20 protein-coding genes are annotated in these 26864 nt (G+C 56.4%); 10 read left to right on the top strand and 10 right to left on the bottom strand.

Annotated features, from left to right (window positions below):
* The first annotated feature begins 138 nt into the window (after positions 1–138).
* Positions 139–1662: a hypothetical protein gene (locus RBB63_RS07860; protein WP_309382846.1), complete on the top strand. Its 1524-nt coding sequence runs from the start codon at positions 139–141 to the stop codon at positions 1660–1662.
* 145 nt (positions 1663–1807) lie between these two features.
* Here RBB63_RS07860 and RBB63_RS07855 read toward each other — a convergent pair whose 3' ends face one another.
* From RBB63_RS07855 to RBB63_RS07840, 4 genes are all read right to left on the bottom strand, one after another.
* The gene (locus RBB63_RS07855; protein ID WP_309382844.1) at positions 1808–3280 is read right to left on the bottom strand and encodes a hypothetical protein; all 1473 of its coding nucleotides are present in this window, start codon (positions 3278–3280) and stop codon (positions 1808–1810) included.
* 221 nt (positions 3281–3501) lie between these two features.
* A complete protein-coding gene (locus tag RBB63_RS07850; protein WP_309382842.1) occupies positions 3502–4551 on the bottom strand; it encodes a hypothetical protein in 1050 nt (349 codons plus the stop codon).
* 144 nt (positions 4552–4695) lie between these two features.
* Positions 4696–6447: an Rne/Rng family ribonuclease gene (locus RBB63_RS07845; RefSeq protein WP_309382840.1), complete on the bottom strand. Its 1752-nt coding sequence runs from the start codon at positions 6445–6447 to the stop codon at positions 4696–4698.
* A gap of 107 nt (positions 6448–6554) precedes the next feature.
* A complete protein-coding gene (locus RBB63_RS07840) occupies positions 6555–7850 on the bottom strand; it encodes an FtsW/RodA/SpoVE family cell cycle protein (protein WP_309382838.1) in 1296 nt (431 codons plus the stop codon).
* 132 nt (positions 7851–7982) lie between these two features.
* Between RBB63_RS07840 and RBB63_RS07835 the strand changes: the two genes are divergently transcribed.
* The 6 genes from RBB63_RS07835 (at position 7983) to RBB63_RS07810 (ending at position 14703) form a co-directional block, all read left to right on the top strand.
* Positions 7983–9152, top strand: a complete 1170-nt coding sequence (locus tag RBB63_RS07835; protein ID WP_309382836.1) for a glycosyltransferase — start codon at positions 7983–7985, stop codon at positions 9150–9152.
* 55 nt (positions 9153–9207) lie between these two features.
* Positions 9208–10347, top strand: coding sequence for a glycosyltransferase family 4 protein (locus RBB63_RS07830; RefSeq protein ID WP_309382834.1), 1140 nt, complete (start codon positions 9208–9210; stop codon positions 10345–10347).
* A gap of 294 nt (positions 10348–10641) precedes the next feature.
* The gene (locus RBB63_RS07825; RefSeq protein WP_309382832.1) at positions 10642–11430 is read left to right on the top strand and encodes a succinate dehydrogenase cytochrome b subunit; all 789 of its coding nucleotides are present in this window, start codon (positions 10642–10644) and stop codon (positions 11428–11430) included.
* A 21-nt stretch (positions 11431–11451) separates the two neighbouring features.
* Positions 11452–13446 (top strand): fumarate reductase/succinate dehydrogenase flavoprotein subunit, encoded by a 1995-nt coding sequence (locus RBB63_RS07820; RefSeq protein ID WP_309382830.1) that lies wholly within the window; start codon positions 11452–11454, stop codon positions 13444–13446.
* Positions 13447–13496: 50 nt separating this feature from the next.
* Positions 13497–13862, top strand: a complete 366-nt coding sequence (locus RBB63_RS07815; RefSeq protein WP_309382828.1) for a four helix bundle protein — start codon at positions 13497–13499, stop codon at positions 13860–13862.
* A gap of 79 nt (positions 13863–13941) precedes the next feature.
* Positions 13942–14703, top strand: a complete 762-nt coding sequence (locus tag RBB63_RS07810; protein WP_309382826.1) for a succinate dehydrogenase/fumarate reductase iron-sulfur subunit — start codon at positions 13942–13944, stop codon at positions 14701–14703.
* A gap of 430 nt (positions 14704–15133) precedes the next feature.
* Here RBB63_RS07810 and RBB63_RS07805 read toward each other — a convergent pair whose 3' ends face one another.
* A complete protein-coding gene (locus tag RBB63_RS07805) occupies positions 15134–16072 on the bottom strand; it encodes a restriction endonuclease (protein WP_309382824.1) in 939 nt (312 codons plus the stop codon).
* 314 nt (positions 16073–16386) lie between these two features.
* Between RBB63_RS07805 and RBB63_RS07800 the strand changes: the two genes are divergently transcribed.
* On the top strand, positions 16387–17967 hold the full coding sequence (locus tag RBB63_RS07800; protein ID WP_309382822.1) for an ABC transporter substrate-binding protein: 1581 nt from the start codon (positions 16387–16389) through the stop codon (positions 17965–17967).
* A gap of 74 nt (positions 17968–18041) precedes the next feature.
* Here RBB63_RS07800 and RBB63_RS07795 read toward each other — a convergent pair whose 3' ends face one another.
* Entirely contained in the window at positions 18042–19337 is a 1296-nt protein-coding gene (locus RBB63_RS07795) for a DUF4190 domain-containing protein (protein ID WP_309382820.1), read from the bottom strand.
* Positions 19338–19414: 77 nt separating this feature from the next.
* On the opposite strand from RBB63_RS07795, the gene RBB63_RS07790 reads away from it, so the two are divergent.
* Complete coding sequence (locus tag RBB63_RS07790) at positions 19415–20068, top strand: hypothetical protein (RefSeq protein ID WP_309382818.1); 654 nt, start codon at positions 19415–19417, stop codon at positions 20066–20068.
* Between the two features lie 95 nt (positions 20069–20163).
* Entirely contained in the window at positions 20164–20748 is a 585-nt protein-coding gene (locus tag RBB63_RS07785; protein WP_309382816.1) for an HD domain-containing protein, read from the top strand.
* An 8-nt stretch (positions 20749–20756) separates the two neighbouring features.
* On the opposite strand, the gene meaB is transcribed toward RBB63_RS07785, so the two are convergent.
* The 4 genes from meaB to RBB63_RS07765 all read right to left on the bottom strand — a co-directional run bounded on the left by meaB (position 20757) and on the right by RBB63_RS07765 (position 26804).
* The gene (gene meaB / locus RBB63_RS07780; RefSeq protein WP_309382814.1) at positions 20757–21863 is read right to left on the bottom strand and encodes a methylmalonyl Co-A mutase-associated GTPase MeaB; all 1107 of its coding nucleotides are present in this window, start codon (positions 21861–21863) and stop codon (positions 20757–20759) included.
* 186 nt (positions 21864–22049) lie between these two features.
* The gene (locus RBB63_RS07775) at positions 22050–22421 is read right to left on the bottom strand and encodes a hypothetical protein (protein ID WP_309382812.1); all 372 of its coding nucleotides are present in this window, start codon (positions 22419–22421) and stop codon (positions 22050–22052) included.
* 18 nt (positions 22422–22439) lie between these two features.
* The gene (gene scpA, locus RBB63_RS07770; RefSeq protein ID WP_309382810.1) at positions 22440–24620 is read right to left on the bottom strand and encodes a methylmalonyl-CoA mutase; all 2181 of its coding nucleotides are present in this window, start codon (positions 24618–24620) and stop codon (positions 22440–22442) included.
* Between the two features lie 39 nt (positions 24621–24659).
* Positions 24660–26804 carry a methylmalonyl-CoA mutase family protein gene (locus RBB63_RS07765; RefSeq protein ID WP_309382808.1) on the bottom strand — a complete coding sequence of 715 codons (2145 nt, stop codon included), beginning with the start codon at positions 26802–26804 and terminating at the stop codon, positions 24660–24662.
* Positions 26805–26864: the final 60 nt, after the last annotated feature.

The raw sequence follows: 26864 nt of genomic DNA, 5'->3' as shown, positions 1-26864 counted from the left end.
GGCTGCCTAAGCAAAGTTTTCAAAGTCCCCGGTCGTTTGCGGCCGGGGCTTTTTTGATGCCCGCACAAATCATGTTAGGAAATTTTTCGAATAGTATCGACCTGAAGCGTCACGAAGTGATATCCCACCTAACTCATTATGTTAAGCATCCCCCGCATCCCCCTGTTGCTCATTGCCAGCTTAGGACTGGCCTCAACATTACCCGCCGAAATGGCCAAAGAAGTCAGCCAGTACGGCATTACCTGGACCTTCGACAAGCCCTATGAAGTCGGTCAATTCGTGTCTGGCGATTACTGGGTCGTTGGTCCAGCAACGGTAGTCAGGGTCAGCCCGGAGCCTGGCAAGTCGACCTCTGACGCCAAGGACAGCAGCAAAAGCATTTATGGCGCGACAGCCAATTTGGACGACAAGCGCATGCGCAATGGCTCGATGCTTAACCCCGGCATTTCGGAATCTTTGGGTAAGCAAGGCCTGGACTCGCGTTCAAAGAGTTACCAGGAAGATTTGAGCGTAGAGTTTCCCCTGCAGTTGAAGCCCAGCGACATGCTTCTCTCTTCAGTCAGCAGCGAACAATACAATGCGGAGGGCAAACTCGTCACCCCGAACATGCTCGGGCAGCAAAAGATTTTCTATACAAAGCCCAAGGGCGATTTCGTGGTGGAATCCGCCGCCCTGCTCACCTGCGTGGCGCAGCCGCCAGCCAAAGACGCCTTTCGTCCACCTTACGCTGGCAGCGAACGCCCAGTTTATTACGCGCGCAATTTACAGTGGGATATGCTGCCCAACCTTCCCGCGCCGAACACGATGCCCAGTTGGGAAACTTACGAACGCGTCCATGAACGCCCATGGCTGGAAATTCCCAGTAGCTGGTTGATCCAGTATTTTGGCCCATCCCTCAATGGTAATGGCTACGGACGCGAAGTCAGCCGAATGGGCAACATCGCCACGCTGATGCTCATGACCGCCGCCCCGCGTGAGCAAAAAGAAAAGCTGCTCTACGAGATCATTCAGTGGGGCATCGATTTGCGTGGGGTCATCGACAGCGGCAAAATTTTCTTCTCCGATGGAGGCTGGTGGCAAGGCCGCAAGTGGCCCATTTTATTTACCAGCATCATGCTCGATGAGCCGTCAATCGCGGATTGGCCATTGATGCCCGCTGACGACAAGCGGCTGCAACCCAGTTCCGCTTGCCCGCAGCCAAAGATACCATTTCAGGAAGATCTCGACACCTATTATGGTCACGGAGCTGACGGTCAGGATGTCCTCTGGCAAATGTGCTGGCACACTGGCCCCAAGCCACCCTACCAGGAGAAACCAGAGAGTGAGTGGAGCAAGGCGGACCAACGCTCCAACGGCTACTGCCTCATCAACGCATCGACTTATGTCGGCACGGCGTTATCGGCGTTGCTCATGGGAGCCAAGGAGCAATGGAATCACGACGCGTTCTTTGATTACGTGGACTACTGGATGAGCGCAGACAACGCCTATGCCATGCCACAGTGGATGCCCGGCAAACGGACTGCCGATCCTTTCGTCGAAGACATGTGGGCGCAGTATCGCCAGCAGATTCCCAATCAAGCCAATGGCAAAGATAATTGGAAATTTGTCTGGGTGGACATGAACAAGCGCATTGGTGAATGGGTCGCCAATCCCAAGCCCTAGGGAGTGTTTTCATCTAACTGATCCCCACTTAATTCGGCCAATCTAGATGAAAAGTGCTCTAACGCCGCCAACGACCTGTGCACAAAAAATGCGCGATTGTTGAAACCGCGCATCGTAATGTTGGAAAGCGTGTTCTGGCTCGATCTTAGTAATCGCTTTCGACAATGGCGCCGACGCGGCGGCAGATCTCGCGGCCGAAATCCGTCCACTCGCCTTGACCCCAGTAGCGGTAGCAGCTGGTCTGCGAGCTCATGAGGTGGAACAGGGCGTTGCGGTAGCGGGTTTCATCGGTCGGCATGCCGGGCTTGAGCACCTTCTCGTGGAAGATGGAGCTGGCTTCTTCCATCGGCCCGAGCACGTTGTCGTAGCCGTTGACCCAGGAGATGTTGTCCGTCCAGGAACCGCCGTCCATGTGGAACTGGTGATCCTCGGCCTTGCAGTCTTCAATCGCCTTTTCGAGCTTCTTGGGGCCGCAGCCGGGCTTCACCTTGTCCCAGATCTTCTTTTGGTGGACGGGCTGGCAGACCGGGAAGTCGGTGACCTTGATGCCCATCGCGAAGAGCTTGTCCAGGTATTCGGACACGTTCATCAGCGGGGTGTTGGTGTGGGAGGCGTTGTGGACGACTTCCTTAAACTTGCCCGGGAATTCATTCATCATCACGCCGCCGTTTTCGCCGTCGGCAATTTGCGTAACGATCGGCGGGACCTGTTTGCCGGCGAGCTCCCAGCGGTCGAGGCTCTGCGCTTCGTAGTAAGGCTGCATCTGGGCGACGAGCTTGGTGTCGCTGCCCTGCGTCTTAATGATCGCGATGATGCTGGCTTCGTCGCCATTGCTGTTGCGGACGACCAAACGGTGCGGGAGGTGGCGGGCTTGCGGGCCATGGCCAGTCTCGGGCAGCTCGATGGTGTGCTCTTGGACGAGGACCCACTCGAAACCGCAGTCCACGAGGGTCTTCACAAATTCGTAAGCCACGTCAGGCTGATTCGGCAGCGCCATTTCCGAAGGAGAGAAACCACGGACGCGGCCAAGGGCTTCCAAGCCGAAGATCGAGGCAAAGTGCTGTTGGAACGCCTTCACGTGCAGGCGGTAGTCCTGAACGGGAGTCGACGGCGCCACGGCGTGGCCCCACGGCATGCCGAGCCACTCAACGCAGCGCCAGTAGTCGGGGTTCATCGTGATGCCCTGGAGAGACTCGATGACGTCGTTGAGCCCCATGTCGCGCAGGCCGTGGAACAGCGTGCCGGAGTATTCCAGCATGCAGCGCGGCTCCTTGCCGGCGCCCACGAGCTCGGGAACAAATTCGCCCATGCGCTTGTAGCACCAGGCGAAGGCTTGCCAGTTGTGGTTGTCGCCCTCGCTGGGGTGCTCGCGCATGTGGCGGAGGTTGCTGATGAGGGGGGCGGTTTGCAGGTTGCCCGTGCGCTGGGGGATCAGCGGTTGGTGCTGGTGCAGCGCGATGGCCGCAGCGGCTTTGATGTTGTCGAAGTTGATCGAGTTGTCGCCCGCGTAGGGGGAGCTCTTCGCCGCTTCGGCGATGGTCTCTTCGATCAAGGATTCGGAGCCAGCCACGTTGGGCAGGCCGTCAATGTATTCGGGTAGTTCGGTAACGGTGCTCATGATATAAAAAGCGGACTTTTGGTTGCAGGGAAAAGTTAGGAAATTAACGGTTTCCGGACAGACGGCAAGCGGCGTCACGCAGTATGAATTCTTTTCACACAATTAACGTTTTGATGAAAATTATCTCCGCCCGACGTCCTATCGACATAAACCGAAGTAGCTTAGCACAGTTAGCCAATTTCGCAATGCTCACACAGCTTCTGCCTTAAAACCAAAGTTGCCTACATCATCTCACTCATGGCCGGGTCAGCTTCGTTTTCTGTTGAAACATCAGTCGTCGTATTTGTCGACGTCTGCTGAGCGGCAGTCTGCTCTTGCTCCACTTCATCCATCGGTCGCTCAAAAATTTCCTCATCGTTGACCCAGACGATCATGCGGTCGTAGTCCTTACGGTCCTTCATGTAGCGGATGTTCAAGGCGCCGCGACTGGAGCCGCCGCCGCTGCCATGCGCGCGAAACTTAATCACGCCCTCCTCCGTATTATAGATCGTCAGTAAATAGCCCTCGTCCATCTGGTCTTCATCAAAAAAATACTCCTTCGTGAAATACATGGGCGTGATGGTCTCAACCTCGCTTTCCATGATTGGGTATGGCAGGCCAATGAAGCGCTGTTTTTCCTCCTCGAAGGTCGGTTGAATGCGGTCTGGCGTCACGAGCTCGGGTTCGTGCAAGGAAATCTGATCCAATGGCATCAGTTGGCCAATGCTCACGATGATCGGCTTTTTCTCCTTTCGGTCAATGGTTACCTGCTCCCCCGTAAAGCGTGTCGCCTTGCCAACATCCAGAAAGCCCTGACGCGACATCCAGCCACGCGAACCATCTCCGTAAGTCGGAATCGCCATAACCCGTCGCAACTTCAGCGTGACCGGGATATTGTTGATCTTATTGAGCGTGCCCATCAGCAGCAGCTTATTTCCCTCGAGCTTGTAGACATACTCACGCGGCACGGGTGACAACTTTTCTTGCCGATCAAGGATCACGATCCGGCCATCTTCGAGCACGCAGTTATACTCTTCCAACAATTGGTTATGGGCCTGAATCAGGAACTTGTTGCGCGAGATCGTAATGATCAACGGATCCAGCTCCGGTAAATCAATGCGTGACATGAGATAGCCCAAGTTCAGCGAACGCAGTTGCTCCTGCACGATCTTCTTCTCCGGCGGCTCCTGAAACTCGACCACCCACCGTCCAAGCAGCGCTTCCTCAAAGCGCTGAGCGTGAAGTAACGAAGAAAGGGTAAGGATAACCAGGGCAACGGCGGAAAACTTCATGACTGAATTTTCTGCGCCCTGCCCGGAAAATCAATGGTAGAGTTGCCCCGTGAAAATGGCTTCGAGCCATTCGCTATTCGCTCACAAAAAACGCCCGCCGGACATACTCCGACGGGCGCAGAAAAAGCGATTTAATGGCGAAACCTAACGCAGTTCTTTGCCGGACTCGGCGTCGATGATGCGGAAGTTTTCGACGTGGTAAGCCGGATCAGCCCGGAAAGACAGCTGCACGTTGTAAGCCTGCTCGATGTCGACAAGGTGCTGGGCGTCTTCGCGGCGGAGACGTTCCAGGTTTGTCGGGTGGATGAGCACGCGCATGCTGAGCTGCTTGCCCTGGTTGCGCTCATCGGCGCGGGCGTGGCGGATAATCGACACCAGACGACGCTGGATCTCCACGCTCATGCTGCGTGGGCTCTTAACGATGCCTTTGCCGGTGCAATAAGGGCAACCTTCGTAGATGCCGGAGCTGTGGCTTTCCGAGTGGCGCTGGCGCGTCATCTGCATGATGCCCAGCGGGCTGATCGGCAGGATGTGGCTCTTGGCCTTGTCCATCGCCATCTCCTTGCGCATGCGGTTGAGCACGGCATTGCGGTCCTTTTTGGCCTTCATGTCGATGAAGTCCATGATGATCAGGCCGCCGATGTTGCGCAGGCGAATCTGTCGCGCGATCTCGGAAGCCGCCTCCAGGTTCACATTGACAATGTAATTCTTGCCGTCCTTGTCCTTGCCCCGGTGACCACCGGTGTTGACGTCGATGGCAACGAGCGCCTCGGTTTCCTCAATGACGATTTCACCGCCACTGGGCAGCGGCACGCGGCGTTGGAAGGTCTGCTCGATCTGGCGCTCAATGTTGAAGCGTTCGAAGATCGGGATATCGTCCGAGAAGTGAGCAATCTTGCGGCGGGAACGCGGCGAAATTTGATTCACGGACTCGATCATCGCCTTGTGGCGCTGGTCGCTGTCGACGAGCACGCGGTCGATGTTTTCGGTGAGGAAATCGCGAACGGTGCGCTCGATGATGTCCGGCTCCTGATAGAGCATGCACGGCGCATCCTGCGTCTTGAGACGGTTTTGGATGTCTTCCCACTTTTTCAGCAGCATGTAGAGGTCGCGCACAAAATAGCGCGTCTTCTTGCCCTCGCCCGCAGTGCGGATGATGACGCCCATGCCCTCGGGGATTTTCAATCCGCGAAGAATGCCCTTGAGGCGATCGCGCTCTTCCTTGTTGTCGATCTTGCGGGACACGCCGCACTGGCCGCTGAACGGCATCAGCACGAGGAAACGACCGGGAATGGCGAGGTTCGTCGTGGTGCGTGGGCCCTTGGATCCGATTTGCCCCTTGGTGATCTGCAGGATGATTTCCGTACCGATCGGGAACATCTTGGGGATGTCCTTCAGGTTCGGCTTCTCGACCTTCTTGTTGCGCTTTTCCTCGGAACGGGTGTCGCGAACAATTTCGATGGAGTTATCTTCCTGCGCGCCGGGAATGATGTCCCAGTAGTGGAGGAATGCGTTCTTGGGTTGACCGATATCAACGAAGGCGGCCTTGAGGCCGTTCTCCAAATTCTGGATTTTGCCCTTGAAGATGGCGCCCACCATGCGTTGCTCGCCAGTGCGTTCGACCTCGAACTTATCCAGAACACCGTCGACGAGCAGGGCTACGCGCGTCTCAAGCGGTTCAGCGTTGATAATCAGTTCGCGGTAAGGTTCGTGCTTTTGGGCAGACAAGGCGCGGGCTATTTTCTGGAGGAGTGGTTGTTTTTTGGCGCGGGAGCGTGATTCATTTTTCAGCTTTTCCGCAGGTATGTGCTCGATAATTTCTTCTTTCGGGGGTTTCTGGAGTTCTTCGTGAGTTTTGGGGTCGATGGTGTCAGTGTTCTTGGTTGATTGAGTCATTGTTGGCTATGCCTAATGGTTTAAGGCATCGGCCAGCAGCTCCTGGAGCTTTAAACGGCGGCGCCCGGCGCACAATCTGCGCCCGGGTGAAAAATGGTCTCTTTCCATCAGGAGAAATCCCGACGGTAGCGGTAAACGCTTTGGATGAGACCTTGTAGGATACAGCAGCTTAAAACGAAGGAACCACCGTAACTGACGAAGGGCAAGGGCAGCCCGGTAATGGGCATCAAGCCTATCGTCATACCGATGTTGATGAATACATGGATCATTAATATTACAGATACTCCGACGGCTAAAAGAGCGCCGAAGCGGTCGCGCGCCATCCCGGCGATTCGGATGCCGTTAGCGACCAACACAAAAAAGAGGATTAAGACTATTAAAGCGCCGACGTATCCTGACTCCTCTGCCAGGACCGCGAAGATGAAATCGTTTGTCGCCACCGTAGGCGGCAGGTAGCCGAGCTTGGCTTGAGTGCCTTCACCCAAGCCTTTTCCCGTCAAACCACCCCCGGCGACAGCGTAAAGTGACTGATTGAGATTCCAGGCAACCCCCGTGCCCCGGGGATCGACGACCGAGGGGGCCGCGAACGCCAAAATACGGTTACGCTGGTAATCCTTCAACGGCAACAGGGATTGTTCCTCATAACGGCCAGCGTCCCGCAGCGGGTCAAAACCGTTCTGATGCATAAAGTCCTGATACCGGTACACATCCACAGCCACCAAAGCCACTGCCAGGAGGAATAACCCAAAAACCGTGGCAAAGAACTTCTCCGATAACTTGGATACGTAAAGCAGGCTGAAAACCATGGGAGGAAAAACCAGCGAAGACCCTAAATCGGGCTGCAGGAAAATCAAAAACACTGGAATTGAAAATGCTATCCCAACTTTTATCAAGACCTTAATCGACTCCCGAAAGGTCCCCACCTCTGAACGCGCGAGCAGGCTCGACACCATCAGCAGCGCCCCGATTTTCGCAATTTCCGACGGCTGGACCGAAACCGGCCCAAAATCAATCCATCTCGTTGATCCCCAACGGGTTTCCACCAAAGGTATTTTGATCGAGAGTCCGAGGTCGTACATCATCGCCTGAAGAGCTAGCGGAGCCAGCAACGCCACGCTCAGCCAGTAAAATATGTGGGCATTTTCCAAGTAGAACTTGTAATTGACCAAAGACACCACCGAATAAGTGATTCCGCCAATCACCAGCCAGAGGATCTGCATTTTCCAGGCGCCCCCCCCCAGGTACTTTTGCGCTGAATAAATAAAGAACACGCCCATGATCCCCAGCACCGCCATACAGAGCGGGCTCACCCAGTCGCTGCGGTGCTCCTCGCCAAACTGCATGAAGCGGCGGAGAGGAAATTGACGCAAAAGTTCCGTCAGCGTGAGTAAAATCGGAGGCATTAAAGGTGTCTGACGCCTTTTTCGGCGAATCGTTCAGGGCTAATGATTGCGACAAAGAAAAAGCATTTACGCGCTTCCGCAAGCCTTTGAACGGGTAATTACGGTTGTCATGCCCAGAAAAAGCCACCTTGAATGAAAGCAATGCCTCAGGAGCTTCCGGTCACTCACCTTACCACCTACCTGCGCGAGGAATGGGGCGGCATGCAGGCGATTGTGGAAATGCTAAAGCGACCAATCGATCAAATCGTTCGCCTCTATGAAGCCCCTGAAACAGGCATGGATGGCGAACTAGGCCTGGGAGCGACCGGGCTGACCACCCCCGCTCAGCTCAGAAGAGCCTTTCGCCAAAGCCAGCAAAACGCATCCACGGCGTGCATCGTTTACCACAACGCCTACGCGCTGGGCTTGCTGGCGGACCTCGACCGGGCTGAGCGCAGGCTGATCTATATCCACACGGTTTCCCCCCTGCTCAGCCAGACACTGCCAAACCTGACGGCGCTGATCGATGGCGTCATTGCCTGCGGGCCAGTAACCCTCGCCTATGCCCGTCGGTTGCTGCCCGAGCTCCCCGTCGAGGCCTTTTACCTATGCTCGACCGGGCTCACCCCGGGCAAACAATTGGCGCCAGAGCGCGCAGATACCCGCAACCCAATTCGCCTCGTGTATTGCGGGCGCATGGTGAAAGAGCAAAAACGCCTGGATCGCCTGCCCATGCTGATCCAGCAACTGGACAAGCGACAGATCCCCTTTGAATTCACCCTCGTTGGCGATGGCCCCCTCCTCCCCTGGCTTCGCCAACGGCTTGGAGGCGACCGCCACATGCGCTTCACTGGCAGGATCTCGGGGGACGCTTATTGGAGCGAGCTGGCGCAAGCTCACTGCGCGGTGTTGCTCAGTGACTACGAGGGCGCATCCATCTTCCTCGATGAAGCCATGCTCACCGGCGCAATCCCGCTGTTGCCCATTTATGATGAAGCCGTGCGCGACTTGCCCTACGTTCAACGCCACCCGGAGCTGGCTTACGAAACTGGCCATATCGCGGCGCTGGCTGACTCAATTTCCCTTTTGCAAAAAATGCCCGCCACGGACTTTGCCGCCATCAGCCAGTTCGTCCGGGAACTGGTGAAAACCAGATCCCTCGAACGCTTCCAAAGAGACTTCCACGCAGCAATTAATGATGTCCATCAACGGTCGGCACGTGCGAAACCCGCACTACATCGGCGCTCAAGCCCATGGGATTTCGCCCCGCTGTCGCTCGTTACCACGCTTAATCGGCGCCACCTCAATGCAGACAGATTTTAATTCGCACGAAATAATTCTGCTGGGCGCTCGGAATATATTCCTATAAATACCGCCCATGCTTGTTGATAAAGGACCAACCGTTTTGCACTTTGTGGGCGCTGAATGGGATGTCGGCGGAACCCTGTCCTACATCCGTTCGCTCACGGGAAAGAACGGAGCGCGCAACATCCTGATCGTGCAGAAGGACTTTCAACAAACCCGCGAGCCATTCATGAAGCTGTTGCGGATCGAGAAGGGCGACTACGGCTCGCTGGTTTCTCCCAAGGCAGTGTTCGACAGCCTGAAACAAGTCATTTGGATGCGCCGTGTCCTCGTCCAGCGCCGGGACTTGATCTACCACGGGCATTCACGTGGCGGTGTGCTGATCGGCATCATCCTGTCATTGCTTGGCCATAAAAAGGTCGTGGTCACCATCCACATCAATGGCAGCCACCGCTGGTTCTACCGCCTGGGGCACCTCGTGATGCGCGAACGCATGATTTTCCTCTGCCCGGCGATGAAACGGTACTACGGACTGCCTGCGGAAAATTGGCGCGACTGCATCCCCGGTAGCGTCCCCCCCCGCATGCGCAAGCCCGGGAAAACCGTTCCGCCATTCTTTGGCCCCGAAAGTCAGCGGACCCTGACCCTGGGGGGGTGCGGCATCATTGTGGACTGGAAGCGCTGGGAAATCATCCTCGAAGCTCTGGGCAAATTACCCACCGAGCTCAGGCAGCGCATCAAGTTCATCCACATTGGCGATCCCTTGGATGAGGCCATTTCCCAGGAATACTCGCGCAAACTCAAGACATTGGTGGCTGAGCATAAACTGGAAAACAACGTCGAATGGCGTGGGCATCAAAACGACGTCAGTTCGTTCTATGGCGAGATCGACCTACTCGTCCACCCCGCAGAACATGAGCCGTTTGGCTTGGCCGTGGTCGAATCACTTTTTGCCGGAACTCCGGTTCTGGCCAGTGACACCGTGGGCGCCGCTGACTTGTTTACGCCACCGGAGAACGGCCTGACCTTTCCAACCAACAATTCCCGCGCATTGGCGAACACGATTGCCGAACTAATCAGCGGCAAGCGCCCCTTTCCCAAGGTAAACCGTAGAAGCTTACGTCCGCTGGAGCCAGATTATCTCAATGCACGTTGGGCGGAAATCTATGTCAAACTACTACAGGACGCCGACGCGTTGGCGCATGGCAGATAAAAATAAAGCCCTTTTGGTCCTCTACATTGTCCCTGCGCTTATTAGAAAAATGACTCAACGCACTTCAGATGCACTGCTCGCGCCCTCAAATCCGGCAGAATAAGTCCAAAACCGGCCAGTAATCGCAAACGAATCTCAATCTCCAGTATTGCTTATAATATGGGGCTTAGCCGCGCTTATATTCGGCGTAAATACAAGGTGAGCATTGATTATTGCGACGGCGCTCACAAACTCTTGCATTAGCTATTTTTATGAGCTAACAGCACTGAAACGGTCTATAATACGATCCCCGCTATGAGCACGTCTAAACCCTGTCGCATACCTTCGCTGGTTAAGAAATACTTAATGGCCATCTCCGGGCTTGTCCTGGTTTTGTTCATTATCGGGCACATGCTGGGGAACCTCCAGTTCTTCCTCGGTCCGGATGTAATTAACGCCTATGCATTCCACTTGCATCACCTCCCTGGCGCCCCCGTTACGCTTTGGCTCATTCGCGGTTCCCTGCTCGCCTTCCTGGCGATCCACGTGTGGATGGCTATTTTGCTGACTCAGGAAAATCGCGCCGCACGCCCGGAATCCTATCTCGGCCAGAAATCACTGGTGTCGACCTACGCGTCACGCACGATGCCGGTATCCGGCGTGCTGATCCTGGCGTTCATCGTTTTTCACATCCTGCAATACACCACGCGTGTCGTCCCGGAGCATTACAACGAAACCATCGGTGAATCGATGATCGAAGTCGGTCACGTGCCACTGGAATACTTTGACGTATTTGCGATGATGGTCAGCGGCTTCTCCAGCCCAATCATTTCGCTGTTCTATATTGTCACGATGGGTCTGCTCTGCATGCACCTCAGCCACGGTGTCGCCTCAATGTTCCAGTCCGTCGGTCTGCGCAACGAAGCCTGGCGCTACAAACTCAAGTGCGCTGCAGCTGTCTTCGGCTGGGTAATCTTCCTGGGCTTCGCCTCGATCCCCGCAGCCGTCCTGGCTGGTTTCGGCAAGGACTACCTCGCCGAAAAGCAAGCCATCTGGTCTGGCGCTGCGCCCGCCACGCAAACCGCACCCGCCGCACACCACTAATTTCCCAACACCGCAATCGTCATGGAACTTAATTCCAACATACCCGACGGGCCGATGGCCCAAAAGTGGTCCAGCCACAAGACCAAGATCAAACTGGTCAACCCGGCCAACCGCCGGAAATACCACGTCATCATTGTGGGCTCGGGCTTGGCAGGCGCTTCCGCAGCTGCCTCCCTCGCGGAAATGGGCTACCAGGTGTCGTGCTTCTGTTATCAGGACAGCCCGCGCCGCGCTCACTCGATCGCAGCCCAGGGCGGCATCAACGCCGCCAAGAATTACCAGAACGACGGTGACTCCGTTTACCGCCTGTTCTACGACACCGTCAAGGGTGGCGACTTCCGCGCCCGCGAAGCCAACGTTCACCGCCTGGCTGAAGTGTCCGTGAACATCATCGACCAAATGGTTGCCCAGGGCGTTCCGTTCGCCCGCGAATACGGCGGCCTGCTGGACAACCGCTCCTTCGGCGGCGCTCAGGTCTCCCGCACGTTCTACGCCCGCGGCCAGACTGGTCAGCAACTCCTCCTCGGCGCCTATCAGCAGCTTTCCAAGCAGATCGGCCTCGGCGCGGTCAAGATGTATAACCGCCACGAAATGCTTGAGCTGGTCCTCGTCGACGACGATGACGGCCAAAAGCACGCCAAGGGCATCATCACCCGCAACCTCGTGACCGGTAAGATCGAGCGTTGGGCCGGCGACACCGTCGTCCTCGCCACCGGCGGTTACGGCAACGTGTTCTTCCTTTCGACCAATGCGCAGGGCTGCAACGTCACCGCCGCCTACCGTGCGTATAAGAAGGGCGCAGGCTTCGCGAACCCCTGCTACACCCAGATTCACCCGACCTGCATCCCCGTCCACGGCGAACAGCAATCCAAGCTAACCCTCATGTCCGAGTCGCTTCGCAACGACGGCCGCATCTGGGCGCCGAAGACGAAGGAACTCGCCCAGAAGGTCCGCAAGGGCGAACTCAAGGCCAGCGACATTGCCGAAGAAGATCGCGACTACTACCTGGAGCGCAAGTACCCAAGCTTTGGCAACCTTGCCCCGCGCGACATCTCGTCCCGCGCGGCGAAGGAAGCTTGCGACGACGGACGCGGCATCGCCTCCACCGGCCTTGGCGTTTACCTGGACTTCCGCGACGCAATCAAGCGCCTCGGCAAGGACGTCATCGCCCAGCGTTACGGCAACCTCTTCGATATGTATCAGTGCATCACCGGCGACAATCCTTACGAGGTGCCGATGATGATCTTCCCGGCGGTCCACTACACCATGGGCGGTCTCTGGGTTGACTACAACCTCGAGAGCAACGTCCCCGGCCTTTTCGTCGCGGGTGAAGCCAACTTCTCCGACCACGGCGCGAACCGCCTCGGCGCATCCGCGCTCATGCAGGGCCTCGCCGACGGTTACTTCGTGCTTCCTTACACGCTGGGTAATTACCTCGGCAAGCAGGGCATCGCCAAGGCGGGCAAGATCTCGGCCGACCACCCGGCATTCGACGAAGCTGAAAAGGCCGTCCGCGAACGCATCGACAAGCTCCTTTCCATTCAGGGCGACGAAAGCCCGCGCAGCTTCCACCAACGCCTCGGCAAGATCATGTGGGACAAGTGCGGCATGGCTCGCGACAAGCAAGGCCTCACCGAAGCGATCCAGGAAATCCAAGCCCTGCGCAAGGAGTTCTGGAGCCGCGTGAAGGTCCTCGGCGAAGGCAACGAACTCAACCAGGAGCTGGAGCGCGCCGGTCGCGTGGCCGACTTCCTCGAGTTCGGCGAACTGCTCTGCCGCGACGCCCTCATGCGTGAGGAGTCCTGCGGTGGTCACTTCCGCTCGGAGCACCAGTCGATGGCTGGCGACCCCGAAGTCAAGGCTGGCCTCATCTCTGAAGGTGAAGCCAAGCGCGACGACGAAAACTTCGCCTTCGCTGGCGTTTGGGAATACATGGGCGACGACGTCGAACCCAAGCTCAACAAAGAACCGCTCGTCTACGAAGAAGTCCACATGGCGACGCGGAGCTACAAGTAACTCCGCAGGCAGAAGGGAGAAGGCAGATGGCAGAAGGGTACGCTAACACTATGAAGGTAGAGAGTTTCAGAGACCTTATCGTCTGGCAAAAGGCGATGGAGCTGGTGACGCTCGTTTACCGTGTGAGCACTGACTTTCCGCCGTCTGAACAGTTTGCGCTAACGAACCAGATTCGCCGTTCTGCTGTTTCCATTCCCAGCAACATCGCCGAGGGCTATGGACGCCGCTCCCGCATAGACTACATTCGCTTCCTGCGCATTGCCTCAGGCTCGCTTTATGAACTCCAAACGCAGATCGAAATTGCGAGTAACCTGAGCTACACCGAGCCCCAACACACCACCGAGATCCATTCACTCTCCACCGAGATAGAACGCATGCTCGCCTCCTTGATCAACAAACTCGAATCAAAATCTTAGTTCCACATGGCAGCGGCCAAACCATCACTTCCCTTCTGCCTTCTGCCATCTCCCTTCTCCCTTTAAAAAACAACCAGACATGAAATTACATCTGAAAATCTGGCGCCAAAAGAACGGCGAAGAAGCAGGCAAGTTTGTCAGCTATGAGCTGCCCGATGTCGACGAAGGTTCCTCCTTCCTCGAAATGCTCGACATCATGAACGAGCAGCTCGTCGGCAAGGGTGAGCAGCCCGTCGCGTTCGACCACGACTGCCGCGAAGGCATCTGCGGCATGTGCTCGCTCGTCATCAACGGCGAAGCCCACGGCCCGCAGCGCGCCACCACCGCGTGCCAGCTCCACATGCGTCACTTCAAGGACGGCGACACCATCACCATCGAGCCCTGGCGCGCCAAGGCATTCCCGGTGGTCAAGGACCTCATCGTCGACCGCACCGCTTTTGACAAAGTCATCCAGGCTGGCGGCTTCATCACCGCCCGCACCGGCTCGGCCCAAGACGCCAACGCCACCCCGATCCCGAAGCCCATCGCCGACAAGGCGATGGACGCAGCGGCCTGCATCGGCTGTGGCGCTTGTGTCGCCGCCTGCCCGAACGGTTCCGCCATGCTCTTCACCTCCGCCAAGTCCGGTCACCTCAACCTGCTCCCGCAAGGCCAGGCCGAGAAGGACCAGCGCGTGATGAAAATGGTCGAAGCCATGGACAGCGCCGGCTTCGGCAACTGCACCAACTACGGTGAATGCCAGGCCGTGTGCCCGAAAGAAATCACCCTCGATTTCATCGCTAAAATGAACCGCGACTACGCCGTAGCCCGCGTCCGCAATTTCTTCAATAAGGCTTGCTAACGTCTTCCGACGCTTCAGCAAAAAACGCGCCCGCCTACGATTTCGTTGGCGGGCGTTTTTGCGTGTCGTGAATCAAGCGCTCGACCGTTTCATACCGCCACCGAGTATCCTCAAGCAAACTTCGCCCCTACATGACCACTGATACTGTGGCTACGCCACAGCTTGGACAAATATGAACGTATCCACGCGGCGGCATAGCTACCAGCTTCGCCCCAAAAGCCTACCCGGTTGTTTCCCAAAACCCTTATGCTGTGTTTTCGAAAAGCCTACTGGGTTGTTTTCAAAAAGCCTTATGCTATGTTGTTGAAAAGCCTTATGCTATGTTACCCTAACAACCCCTCGGTTGTTGCCTCAACATAGCATGCGTTGTTTCCTTAACATAGCACAGGCTGTTTTGAAAACCCTATTGAGGGTTTGGAAGATGCAATCTCTAATCCTGCTCAAAGAAGTCGGAATCGATACGTTTAACTTCATAGACCGTCTCCACCGCAACACCGAGGTTGTGCTCGATCATTAATTCCGCCAATCGCTCGCCATCGATCAGAATAATCTTCTGTTGGACCGCATTGGCATAATCGATGGCGCCTTGAGAGTAGGCACTAGTCGTAATGAAAACGCCTTTGTTCGCCTGTTTGCCTGCTAAAGCGCCGACAAACTCTTGAATCTTTGGTCGGCCAATAGTTCCATCTATATAGCGCTTGGCCTGAAGGTAAATGACATCCAGGCCGAGCTTGTCTTCGTTGATCAAGCCATCAATGCCACCGTCGTTGCTGGCCTGAGTAAGTTGCCCGGCGCCCTCGCGCGCGCCCCCGTAGCCCATTTTTAGCATTAGGTCCAGGACCAGTTGCTCAAACTTCAGCGGGTCCATGGCCTTAGTGAGGTCAAGGACTTCACCTTTCAGCTTGGCGGCTAGCGTGGACATAGCTTTACCAACAATTTCCTCAGGAGTCGCGTCATCGACTTCATTGGGAAGGGTATCCCCTGTATTTTTAGACTGAGCAGAGGTCGCGCCTGAACCACTGGAAGTCTGTGCTTGCCATTTTCTAAACTCGGCGAACTGATTGAGATACTCGCGATCAATCTTGGACGGGGGATTATTAAGTATCTCTTGGCCCCGCTTGCTAAGGAGATACTTACCTTTCTTTGGTCGATCCAGCAGTCCGGCTCGAAATAGATCATACAGCGACCAATTTATGCGGTTAAGCAGCCTTCGCTGCTTCCCGGATGGAAGCAATTCCTTACGTTCTTCTTCATTCAGCTTAAAGTAGTCAGCGAAATATGACTCAAGGTCACTAGGCGAGATAATCACACCTTCAGAAAACTGCTTAAGCACTGGTAGATGAAATTCCTGGAATTCTGGTATCGGCATATCGGCTAAATTTGTGGTTGCTGAATCGCCCAGCCCTATTTTCAGGAGAGAGAGGCGGTCGAAACCGAAAAAATTTACTTAGACTCAGATAAGAACGTTATATGTTCGCCCTTGGACATGCCCAATTTTATCACAAGCCAATTCGGCAAAGGGAAGTCCGAAATTTGCCTCAAGTGCTAATCCCAATATTAACGATTCAATTCTTTACCCGTTTCTCTAATGGCGGCTCGACGTATGTTCTTGTCCAAAAGTTACTATTTATCGCAAAACGTTTTTGATGGCGAGCAAGGAACGGACTCGTATCATACTCACCAATGCTCACGAAAAACGTATTACTCGCTGGATGCCTTGCGCTCGCGTTGAGTCTCATTGGCTGTGGAGACGGCGATAAGCCAGAAGGCGGCGCTGCGGAAAAAAAAGTCTTCGTCTTGGCGCGCGGAAGTGACGCCCAAAAGCTTGATCCCGCTGATGTGGACGACGGTGAATCGGTCAACACACTGGCGCAAATCTGTGAAGGCTTATTGCGGTTTAAACCAGGCACACTGGAGCTGGAACCGTGGCTGGCGGAGTCCTTCGATTCATCGGAAGATGGGTTAACGCACACATTTAAAATCCGCCCGGGCGTCACGTTTCATGATGGCACGCCGCTGACGGCGGAGACGGCGGCGTTCAGCTTCCGGCGGCAACTTGATCCAAATCATCCTGCGCATTTGCCGACCGCGAGCTTCGTTTACTGGAACTATCTTTACAACGACGTCGAGGCCGTGGAAGTCGTCGATGAAATGACGCTGCGTTTCCGCCTGAAGCAGCCCAATGCGTCGATTCTTTATTCGCTGGCCATTTTCCCCGCGTGGCTGATCAGCCCCAACACGCCGCCAGCCGACATCCCGACACGCCCGATTGGCACCGGTCCTTATCACTTTGACCGCTGGGAAAAAGACCAGGCCGTCCTCCTTAAGCGTAACCCCAAGTACTGGGGCGAGCCCGCGCATTTCGAGCGCGTAATCCTCAAAACCGTGCCAGAGAACACCGTGCGTCGCCTGGAAATGGAAGCTGGCGGCGTAGATGCAGTCGATGGTCTGCAGCCAGCCGAAGCCATTGCCCTCGCCGACAATCCTCAGTTCAAACTCTATCGTGGTCCGGGGATGAACGTCGGCTACCTGGCGATTCAAACCGAGAACCCGAAGTTCGCCGACCATGAAATCCGCCGCGCCCTCGCGATGGCCATCAATCGCGAGGCCATCGTCAACTTGGCGCTGGACGGCGCTGGCGTGCCCGCAAGTTACCCAATACCGCCTGGCTTCCTCGGCGAGCCCAAAGACGCCGCCCCCCCCTTCACCTACGACCCCGCCGCCGCAAAGGCGATTCTGGCCAAGCATCCGGAGTTTCTCAAAGAGCCCATTGTGCTGAGCACGTTGTCCGATTCGAGGCCGTATTTCCCTGATCCGCAGCGCGTGGCTTCGTTGATTCGCAGCGACTGGGAAGCAGCCGGGCTGACCGTTGAAATCGAATCCCGCGACTTCAAGAGCCACCTGCAAACACTGCGTAATGGCGACTTCGAGTGCGGCCTCATTGGCTGGGTTGGCGACAACGGCGACACCGACAATTTCCTTGCTACGTTCCTTCACAGTCGTGGCGCGGTGAAAGGCAGCGCCAACAATTTCGCATTCTATCGGAACCCCAAAATGGACGAGCTGCTCGATGCCGCCCGCCGCGCAAGCAACACCGCCACCCGCGCCAAGCTCTACAACGAAGCGCTTGAAGTCTGGTCGAAAGACTTGCCGATCATCCCCCTCGTCCACGCTGAGCAAATGGTCCTCATGCGCAGCGAAGTCGTAGGCTTCGTGCTCTCACCCACGGGGAATATTTTCTTGGGCCCAGTACAGTGGAAGTAGGAGTGTTAAAGTAAGCCAATTTAAAATTAAAGAGACAGCGCAAACAACTGACATCCTCCTTTAATTTGCCCACTTTAATTTGTTCTCTCCTTTATCCACTCAATGCCAGCCGGGATACCTTCATCGATCATGGTCCAATAGTGGTCGCCCTCGTCAACGATCATGATGTCTAGCTCCGGCGCATCTGGTTGGGCATTCAGCTTGTCCGTGAAAGCATTGAACTCATCGATGCCGACCACCATGTCTTCCTTGGACTGAAAGAGAAAGGTCGGGCACTGGAGCTTTTCCACGTTGTTGGTCGGCGAGCTTTTGTTCAGGAAATTTTCGACATTGGGGAAGACCAAGCCAACGAACGGCGTTTCCAACAGCTCGGCGTGAAAAGCTTCGATGTCGACGCCAGGCGCATACGCAACGCAGCCCGCAATGCGCGGCTCGTGCATGGCGAGCAAAAGTGACAAGGTTCCCGCCGAACTGTGACCTGCGGTGTATATCGCATTGGGGTTCACCATCGGGAGTTCCGACAACACAAACTCCAGCGCATAGCGCCCATTAAGTATGCCTGCCTGCGAATCGCGAAACGCATCATACTGCGAACTCGCTGCATCCATCATGGCTTCATCGTCATCATAAATTTCTTCCGAGCCGCCATCGATGGAGTAGAACACGGTCACGATTCCTGCCTCCGCATAGGGCAAGGTTTCGTCGTGGTAGGCATCGGCGTCAAGCTCGCCCAGCATCGCGCCACTGAGCAAATCCGTTCCTGCAGGCGCCACCAACACGCAAGGCAGCGTGCCGGGCTCGGCATCCCAGGCGCCGGGCGGCAGATAAATGCGGAGCTGCATATTCTGCGCGGGTTCTGAGCCGTGAGTCTGAACTTGCAGCACGTCGACATTACCCAACACGGCGCTATCCGCGCGCTCCATCAACTGCGAAAAACTGGGCGGCGTATTAATGTATGTGTAGGGTGAGCGATTTGCCTCCATTTGATCACGCACTGCCGCAAAGCCTTCGTAAGCGATATAGCCAGCCATGCCCGAGATCAAGAAACCAGTCACCACGGCAGATATTGCCCAGCCTTTGCCTCTTAACGCTCCGCCTGATCCTTTGATTCGGAAAATCGCGACAAAGCCAAAGATCACGCCAAAAATCGACGTCAAGCCGAGGGCAAACAAGCCCAAGATACTCAGAATCAAGCTGCCCACCGCCATCTTGCACAAGCGTGCCTGCGGCTCCGGCTCAGGCGAATACGCAGTTGGCGCACTGGGCGGAAGCTGTGGCGGCATCGGAGGCGGGGCGCTTTGCTGAGGCGCGCTGGGAATTGCTCCAAGTGGATTACGGCGTGGCGGAATGGGTGGTGGCGTTTCGTCCATGATTAAACTCAAAACGCATTATTAACTGAACTCGACTCATTTATTGCCACCCCTTTGATTTTAATCAATATAGAGTGATGGGGCTGGTTTTTCCCAAGAACAATATCTTTGCGCGCTGGCCAAGTGTCACTGAACTTCCTGAGAAGCTCATAATCGCAAATACAGGCATTGCGCGAAAGTTGGGGCTACACTCTCACGATGTTGAAATTGATTTTAGCAATGCCCAACTTAGCATCGAAACCAGCTCACTTTGGCGTACACCGATGAACACGATATTGCCCCTTTCATCGATCGCCTATATTGAGCACAGCCTGGATCGCCCTTACGATACAACATGGGGTATGGCCAGCTCAGATCACGGTCCAAACTATCTTCAAGATGTCTTTCATGTCAGTGTCTCCACCCAAGAAGATATGAAGCACGATCTCTGCGTCTTCATTGGGCGGCCCCTTCGCTTATTTGATCAAAAAGTGACGTTCAATGAACCGTCACCCATGCTGGGTTCCCTGATAGAGCAAAAACACGGTACAATGGATTTTGGCTATGATGTACAAGGCATGTCCTTCGCTTTCGCAAAAATGCTAAGTGAACGTTTGGGAGTGCCCCTCGGGCGACATGTCGATGACGACTCTTTCATGGTCACGTGCCCCGCCTGCAACTGTCGCACCTCGCGCCATAAGCCAAAGTGTATTTACTGTGGCGCGGAATGGGTGGCGGCGTTTCGTCCATGATTAATAGAGGTAAGGCAAAAATCTCCGAGTACGACTCATTTATTGCCTAAAGTTTAACTTTATTCATCATGAAATATTGATCGCCCAATACCCAGATGATCGAAGCCATTATTCCATTCATTGTTGAAAGCGAAAAGCTCAAGTCCGTCCAGCGCCGCACCAAAGCCGTCGCGCATGACCGGCGGGAAAACTCCGCTGAGCACAGTTGGTCTTTGGCGCTCGCCGCAATCACGCTTTTCCCCGCCTCCAATGAACCTCTTGATCAGGTTCGCACGCTCAAAATGCTACTGATCCACGACCTCGTCGAGATCGATGCTGGCGACACGTATTGCTACGATATACGCCCCGATAAAGCCGAAAGCGAACACCGCGCAGCCGAACGCATCTTTGGGCTGCTGCCTGCGGATCTCACGAGCGAATTCATGGAGCTCTGGCTGGAGTTTGAAGCCTGCGACAGCCCGGAAGCAAAATTCGCCAACGCCCTGGACCGCCTGTTGCCACTCATTCAGAACTATCAAAACAACGGGCAAACCTGGCTCGAACACGGCATCGTCTACGAGCAAGTTTACGCTCGCAATGAGTCGATTCGCGACGCCTCGGAAGAGCTGTGGGCTTACGTCAAAAAGCTGCTCGATGACGCGTCGGCCAGAGGCCTGTTGCCGAAACGATCGGCTGAATAAACGGCGCCCTACTCACCCAGTAAAATCTCAACTGCCTCCACGACGGGCAACACGCCGTGGGAAACGTCTTGCTCGATTTGCGGGAGCTTGGCCACGACGTGCGGGCTCTTGTAAAAGCGCAGCAGCACCGCGTCGCGCACGAGCGCCTTGAGCCATTGGCGGTTTTGCTCGGAGCGAATCGCCGCAAACTTTTCCTGCGCCTTCAGCTCTTCGCAAAAGCGCACGACCATCGCCCAAACGTCGTCCACGCCAGCGCCGGTGGCCGCCGAGCAAGTCAGCGCCTGCGGGGCCCAGCCATCGGTGTAGGGCTTCAGGTAATGCATCACGCGCTTGTATTCGCCGCAGGCGAGATTGGCTTTGTTGATGTTGTCGCCATCGGCCTTGTTGACCGCAATCGCGTCGGCCATTTCGATGACGCCCTTTTTGATGCCTTGCAGGTCATCGCCGCCACCCGCAATTTGGAGCAGCAGGAAAAAGTCAACCATCGTGCGCACGGCAACCTCGCTTTGGCCCACGCCGACGGTTTCCACGATAATGTTGTCAAAGCCCGCCGCTTCGCAAAGCAGCATGGCTTCGCGGGTCTTCGCCGCAACGCCGCCCAGGGCTTCGCCGGCGGGTGACGGGCGGATGAAGGCATTGGCCTCGCGCGTGAGCTTCTCCATGCGCGTCTTGTCGCCCAGGACGCTGCCACCGCTGCGGGAGCTGGTGGGGTCGACCGCGAGCACGGCGATTTTGCCGCCTTTTTCGCAGATCTGCATGCCGAGGCATTCGATGAAGGTGGACTTGCCGGCGCCCGGCGTGCCCGTGATGCCCAGACGGACGGAGTTGCCCGCGTGCGGCAGGCAGCGGCGGAGGATTTCGCGCGCGGTTTCGCGGTGTGCCTCGGCCTTGCTTTCGACTAAAGTTATGGCGCGCGCGAGCGTGGTGCGATCGCCCGCCAGAACGCCTTCCACGGCTTCGTCGGCCGAGATCGTACGGCGTTTTTTACGGTGGTTGCGCACGGTCGCCACACCTTGCACGCCGTGCATCACCTCAGTCGCGTAGGTTCCGTGGTGTTCGTCCCCTTCCTTGGGCGTCCATTCAGTTTTGCGGCTTTTGGCGTGTTCGTCGTGCATGGTGGAAATCTATGATAACCAAGGTAGCGCCCGTTATCCCTAACGGGCAAGCCTATGCCTCACGCTTGATTACAGGGTGAAACTGCCCGTTAAGGATAACGGGCGCTAACTTTGAATAGTAAAATGCTGAGCTGAAGCAGAAGCATTTGCACATTGTGCAAATCCAACGGCCCAGCGGGACGCTGGTTACTCGACGCTAAGTAGAAAGTCAGCGATGTAATTCAGCGCCGTCAGTTTGCCATCGTCGGAACTGATCTCACCGAAGAAGGGAAACATGATGCGCTGCACTTCGTCGAGCACGCGAATATCTGCAAAGATATGCGCCTGGCCTTTGATCTCGGCAATCTTGATGAACAGCGTCACGGAGGCGCCGTGATAGGACGCCTGGATTTGAAACGTCGAGAAACCGCAATATTCCTTTTCGCAATTGGCGAAGTTGAACGGAATGTCCGCAGTGTTGAATTGGCCTTTGAGCCAATCCGACGCCTCTGTCACGACATCGTGCGCGAGGTTCGGATCGGCCTTCTTGGCCTGAAGAAGCATGGCAAGTTTTTCCATTGGGATTGAGTTGAGAGTTTAAGCGTCCTCGCCGTCCTCCAGCAACATCTGCAGGATGGTGCGAGCGGACTCGGGGATAATGGTGCCGGGGCCGAAAATAGCGCTGGCGCCATTTTCCAGCAGGTAATCGTAGTCTTGCGCCGGGATAACCCCACCGCAGACGACCATGATGTCTTCGCGGCCGTGCTTCTCGAGCTCACCAACGAGCTGCGGGAGCAAGGTCTTGTGACCGGCGGCCAGGGAGCTCATGGCGACGATGTGCACGTCGTTCTCCACGGCTTGGCGAGCGGCTTCTTCCGGAGTTTGGAACAGCGGGCCGATGTCCACATCGAAGCCCATGTCGGCGTAGGCCGTGGCAACGACTTTGGCGCCGCGGTCGTGGCCGTCCTGGCCCATCTTGGCGATCATGATGCGCGGACGGCGGCCTTCCTTTTCTTCGAACTGTTTGACAAGCATTTGCACGGCGTTGACGTTCATATCTTCTCCGAATTCCTTCGCGTAGACGCCCGAGATCGAGCGGATTTTTGCCTTGTAGCGACCAACCACCTTTTCGAAGGCGTCCGAGATTTCACCGAGGGTAGCACGCTTGCCAGCGGCGTCAACGGCGAGCTCTAGCAAGTTGCCCTTGCCGCTTTCGGCGCAGTTGGTGATGGCTTCCAGGGCGACGCGGACGTCCGACTCGTTGCGCTCGGCGCGGAGCTTCTTGAGGCGCTCGATTTGCGACAGGCGAACGGCGGTGTTGTCGATGTCGAGAATTTCCAGTGGGTCTTCCTTCTCCAGGCGATACTTGTTGAGGCCGGTGATGGTTTCCTTGCCGGAGTCGATGCGGGCTTGGCGGCGCGCAGCGGCTTCTTCGATGCGGAGCTTTGGAATGCCTTCTTCGATGGCCTTCGTCATGCCGCCGAGGGATTCGATTTCCTCGATGTGCGCCCAGGCCTTTTGCATGAGCTGGTGCGTCAGCGCTTCCACGTAGTAGCTACCGCCCCACGGGTCGATCACGTTGGTCATGCCGGTTTCTTCCTGGATGAAAAGCTGCGTGTTGCGCGCAATGCGAGCAGAGAAATCCGTGGGCAGCGCAATGGCTTCGTCGAGCGCATTGGTGTGCAGCGACTGCGTGTGACCGCAAGCCGAGGCAAACGCTTCGACCGCCGTGCGGATGACGTTGTTAAACGGATCCTGCTCGGTGAGCGACCAACCGGAAGTCTGCGAGTGCGTGCGCAGGGCAAGGCTCTTGGAGTTCTTCGGGTCGAACTGGCTGACGAGCTTGGCCCACAGGCAACGGGCGGCGCGCATCTTGGCGACTTCCATGAAGAAGTTTTTGCCGATGGCCCAGAAGAACGACAGGCGCGGCGCGAAGGCATCGATGTCGAGGCCCGCGTTCACACCGGTGCGGAGGTATTCGAGACCGTCGGCGAGCGTGTAGCCCATTTCGAGGTCGGCGGTGGCGCCGGCTTCCTGCATGTGGTAACCCGAGATCGAGATCGAGTTGAACTTCGGCATGTTCTTCGAGGTGTATTCGAAGATGTCGCCGATGATCTTCATCGAAGGTTCGGGCGGGTAGATGTAGGTGTTGCGCACCATGAACTCCTTAAGGATGTCATTTTGAATGGTGCCTGCGAGGTCCTTCATGTCGCAGCCCTGCTCGAGGCCGGCCTGGATGTAGAAGGCCATGATCGGCAACACGGCGCCGTTCATCGTCATGGAGACGGATACGCGGTCCAGCGGGATGCCGTCAAAGAGCACTTTCATGTCTTCCACGGAGTCGATGGCCACACCGGCTTTACCGACGTCGCCCACCACGCGCGGGTGGTCGGAGTCGTAGCCGCGGTGCGTCGCCAAGTCGAAGGCGACGGACAGACCTTGCTGTCCGGCAGCGATGTTGCGGCGGTAGAAGGCGTTGGATTCTTCGGCCGTGGAGAAGCCCGCGTATTGGCGAACGGTCCAGGGGCGGAAGACATACATCGTGGCGTACGGCCCGCGGAGGAACGGAGGCAGACCGGCGGTGAAGTCCAGGTGCTCCATGCCTTCGTAGTCGTCGGCGGTGTAGAGCGGCTTCACCGGAATTTGCTCCATGGTGTCGGTCATCAAGTCGTCGAGGGACTTCCCTGCGCTCGACTCCACGGCCGTTTTCCATTCTTCCCGGCTCGATGCCGCGTCGGGAGCTTTGTAATCCAAAGTTGAGAAATCGACGTTGTTCATGGTTCGATCTTTCCTGCTAAATTTTTCAGTCGTGGTTGATTAGAGAACGCCGAGCAATTCGAGGTACTTGCGGTTCGTGGCGTAGTTGTCGGACTTGATGAAGATGAAGTCGTCCATGCCGGCGGCCTTAAACGCTTCTTCGTTATCGCCGGGGAAACCAGCAAGGATGACTTTGACGTCGGGGAGCTTGGCCTTGATCGCTTTCATGAAGTCTGCGCCCATGGCTTCGTAGTCCGGATCGCAACCGCAGACCACGGTGACCTTCGCGCCGGACTTTTCCAAGGCGGCAACGGCCTCTGCCGGATCGGTGAAGCCAGCCGAAGGCACAATTTCAAAACCACCCGTTTCGAAGAAGCTGCGGGTAAAGTCCGCGCGCAGCTTGTGGCGCTTGAGCTTCTCGAGGTTGGTCAGGAAAATCTTCGGTCCGTGGCTCTTCTTCAGCTTGTAAGCGGCGGACGCGGCGCGGAGCTCTTCGTAGATCTCGGCCAGTCGGCGGTTCGGCAACGCTTGAATGCAGATCGGCGCATCGGCGTGAGCCCGCAGCGCGCGGGAAATTTCACCGAGGCTGGCGCCCGCAATTACGGCTTCGACTAGCTTGCCCAGTTTCGCGTCGAGCTTGGCGGATTGAATGCCGCCCAGCATTTCGATGATCGCCTTGTCGGTTTCTTCGTCGCAACCGACACGCTGACGCTCCAGCTCCATCGAGCGCTTGAAGCGCAAGGTCACGTAGTCCGGCATCCGCGGGTCCAAGGGCTTCTCTTCGAGGTTTGGATACTGGTTCGTGCCAACGAGGGACATGCGACGCTGCCCGACCATTTTGGTCTTTTGCTTCGCAACTTCGGCCACCATGTCCTGGATTACTTTGCCCTGCAAAGCTTGATAAACGCCACCGGCAGACTCAATCTGCTGGAAGACTGCCCAGGCCTTCTGCGCCACTTCGTTGGTGAGGTTTTCAATATACCAACTGCCGCCGGCCGGGTCGACCACGGCGGTCAGCTCGCACTCTTCCTGAAGGATGATTTGCGTGTTGCGGGCGATACGGCGCGAGAACTCATCGGGCACGCGGATGATTTCATCGAACGCGCCAACCGTCAGGCTGTCCACGCCGCCGACTACGCCGCAAAGCGCTTCCGTGGCGGTGCGCAGCATGTTGGCGTACGGGTCGTGTTTGGTTTTATTATTAAATCCCGTGCGCGCGTGGAGCTTCATGACCTGCGATTCCTTATCGCCGCCAAGTTCCTTCACGATGCGCGCCCAGAGTTGACGGGCGGCGCGAATCTTAGAGAGCTCCATGAAGAAGTTACCGCCAATCGCGACCGTGAAACGAATTTGCTTGGCCGCAGCACTGACATCCATCCCGCGCTCGGTGAGTACACGAAGATATTCAAGACCAGTGGCGAGCACCGCGCCCAGCTCCTGCGTAGCACTGGCGCCTGCGCAGTGATATGGCAAACCGCTGACGCCGATCGCGGTGAAGTTGGGCATCTCCTCAGCGTTGGACTTTGCAACGCAAAGCATTTCGTCGTATAGCTGGTCAATCGAGGTCGGCAACGCGCCTGCGCTGGCCAAGACCGAAAGCGGATCGAGCCCCAGACCTCCCTTGACGTCTTTCAGATCGACTTCTTTCTGCTCGGCCAACCAGGCCTTGAACAGCGCCTGGATCGGCGCACCCGCGCAACCAGCTTGAAAGTAAATGCTGATCGCCGTCGGCAAGATGTCCTTAAAGGCGCGCTTGAAATCGCGCAGGCTGGCAATCGACAGACCGCAGGCGCAGACTTCGCCGTCCTTGGCGGAATCCGGATCGAGCCCCTTGAGCGTCGCGATGTCAAAAGCGACATTGAGCGCGTTTTGGCCGCGGTAGAGATCGCCGAGCGCAATCTGATTGAACTCGGCCGGTTCGCCGTAGGGCAGCTCTTGCGCGATTTCCCAAGGCTCGACGCGATAACCATCGGGGCGGGCGCCGCGGGTAAACTCATCGAATCCCGGCAGCGTGGCGGCCGCAGGGGCTGCCTTGAGGTCTTCCCGGCGGTAAATCGGCTGCAGCGTGATGCCCTCAGGGGTTGGCGTGAGCATTTTTTTGTCGAATGGGGCGCCTTTCAGCAGCTGAACGGCGGCTTCCTTCCATTCTTCATAGCTCGGCGTGTTGAACTCGGCGAGCAGGGACTGGTTAGCATCGTTTTCCATGAGTGAGTGGATTTGATTTTCTAATAATAAAGAAACTTTATATTCAAATAACTGTTGACA

Origin of the sequence: Cerasicoccus frondis (assembly GCA_031296915.1) — a bacterium.
Taxonomy (GTDB): Bacteria; Verrucomicrobiota; Verrucomicrobiia; order Opitutales; family Cerasicoccaceae; genus Cerasicoccus; species Cerasicoccus frondis.
The sequence above is the reverse complement of the archived record's forward strand: the minus strand, read 5'-3'. Positions and strand labels throughout refer to the sequence as shown.

Bases quoted from the DNA above. Each gene is read 5' to 3' on its own strand.
- RBB63_RS07775 (WP_309382812.1), bottom strand. From the start codon at position 22,421: ATGGAAAAACTTGCCATGCTTCTTCAGGCCAAGAAGGCCGATCCGAAC.
- scpA (WP_309382810.1), bottom strand. From the start codon at position 24,620: ATGAACAACGTCGATTTCTCAACTTTGGATTACAAAGCTCCCGACGCG.
- RBB63_RS07800 (WP_309382822.1), top strand. From the start codon at position 16,387: ATGCTCACGAAAAACGTATTACTCGCTGGATGCCTTGCGCTCGCGTTG.
- RBB63_RS07825 (WP_309382832.1), top strand. From the start codon at position 10,642: ATGAGCACGTCTAAACCCTGTCGCATACCTTCGCTGGTTAAGAAATAC.
- RBB63_RS07855 (WP_309382844.1), bottom strand. From the start codon at position 3,280: ATGAGCACCGTTACCGAACTACCCGAATACATTGACGGCCTGCCCAAC.
- RBB63_RS07830 (WP_309382834.1), top strand. From the start codon at position 9,208: ATGCTTGTTGATAAAGGACCAACCGTTTTGCACTTTGTGGGCGCTGAA.
- RBB63_RS07765 (WP_309382808.1), bottom strand. From the start codon at position 26,804: ATGGAAAACGATGCTAACCAGTCCCTGCTCGCCGAGTTCAACACGCCG.
- RBB63_RS07860 (WP_309382846.1), top strand. From the start codon at position 139: ATGTTAAGCATCCCCCGCATCCCCCTGTTGCTCATTGCCAGCTTAGGA.
- RBB63_RS07785 (WP_309382816.1), top strand. From the start codon at position 20,164: ATGATCGAAGCCATTATTCCATTCATTGTTGAAAGCGAAAAGCTCAAG.
- RBB63_RS07815 (WP_309382828.1), top strand. From the start codon at position 13,497: ATGAAGGTAGAGAGTTTCAGAGACCTTATCGTCTGGCAAAAGGCGATG.
- RBB63_RS07845 (WP_309382840.1), bottom strand. From the start codon at position 6,447: ATGACTCAATCAACCAAGAACACTGACACCATCGACCCCAAAACTCAC.
- RBB63_RS07820 (WP_309382830.1), top strand. From the start codon at position 11,452: ATGGAACTTAATTCCAACATACCCGACGGGCCGATGGCCCAAAAGTGG.
- RBB63_RS07850 (WP_309382842.1), bottom strand. From the start codon at position 4,551: ATGAAGTTTTCCGCCGTTGCCCTGGTTATCCTTACCCTTTCTTCGTTA.
- meaB (WP_309382814.1), bottom strand. From the start codon at position 21,863: ATGCACGACGAACACGCCAAAAGCCGCAAAACTGAATGGACGCCCAAG.
- RBB63_RS07795 (WP_309382820.1), bottom strand. From the start codon at position 19,337: ATGGACGAAACGCCACCACCCATTCCGCCACGCCGTAATCCACTTGGA.
- RBB63_RS07840 (WP_309382838.1), bottom strand. From the start codon at position 7,850: ATGCCTCCGATTTTACTCACGCTGACGGAACTTTTGCGTCAATTTCCT.
- RBB63_RS07835 (WP_309382836.1), top strand. From the start codon at position 7,983: ATGAAAGCAATGCCTCAGGAGCTTCCGGTCACTCACCTTACCACCTAC.
- RBB63_RS07790 (WP_309382818.1), top strand. From the start codon at position 19,415: ATGGGGCTGGTTTTTCCCAAGAACAATATCTTTGCGCGCTGGCCAAGT.
- RBB63_RS07805 (WP_309382824.1), bottom strand. From the start codon at position 16,072: ATGCCGATACCAGAATTCCAGGAATTTCATCTACCAGTGCTTAAGCAG.
- RBB63_RS07810 (WP_309382826.1), top strand. From the start codon at position 13,942: ATGAAATTACATCTGAAAATCTGGCGCCAAAAGAACGGCGAAGAAGCA.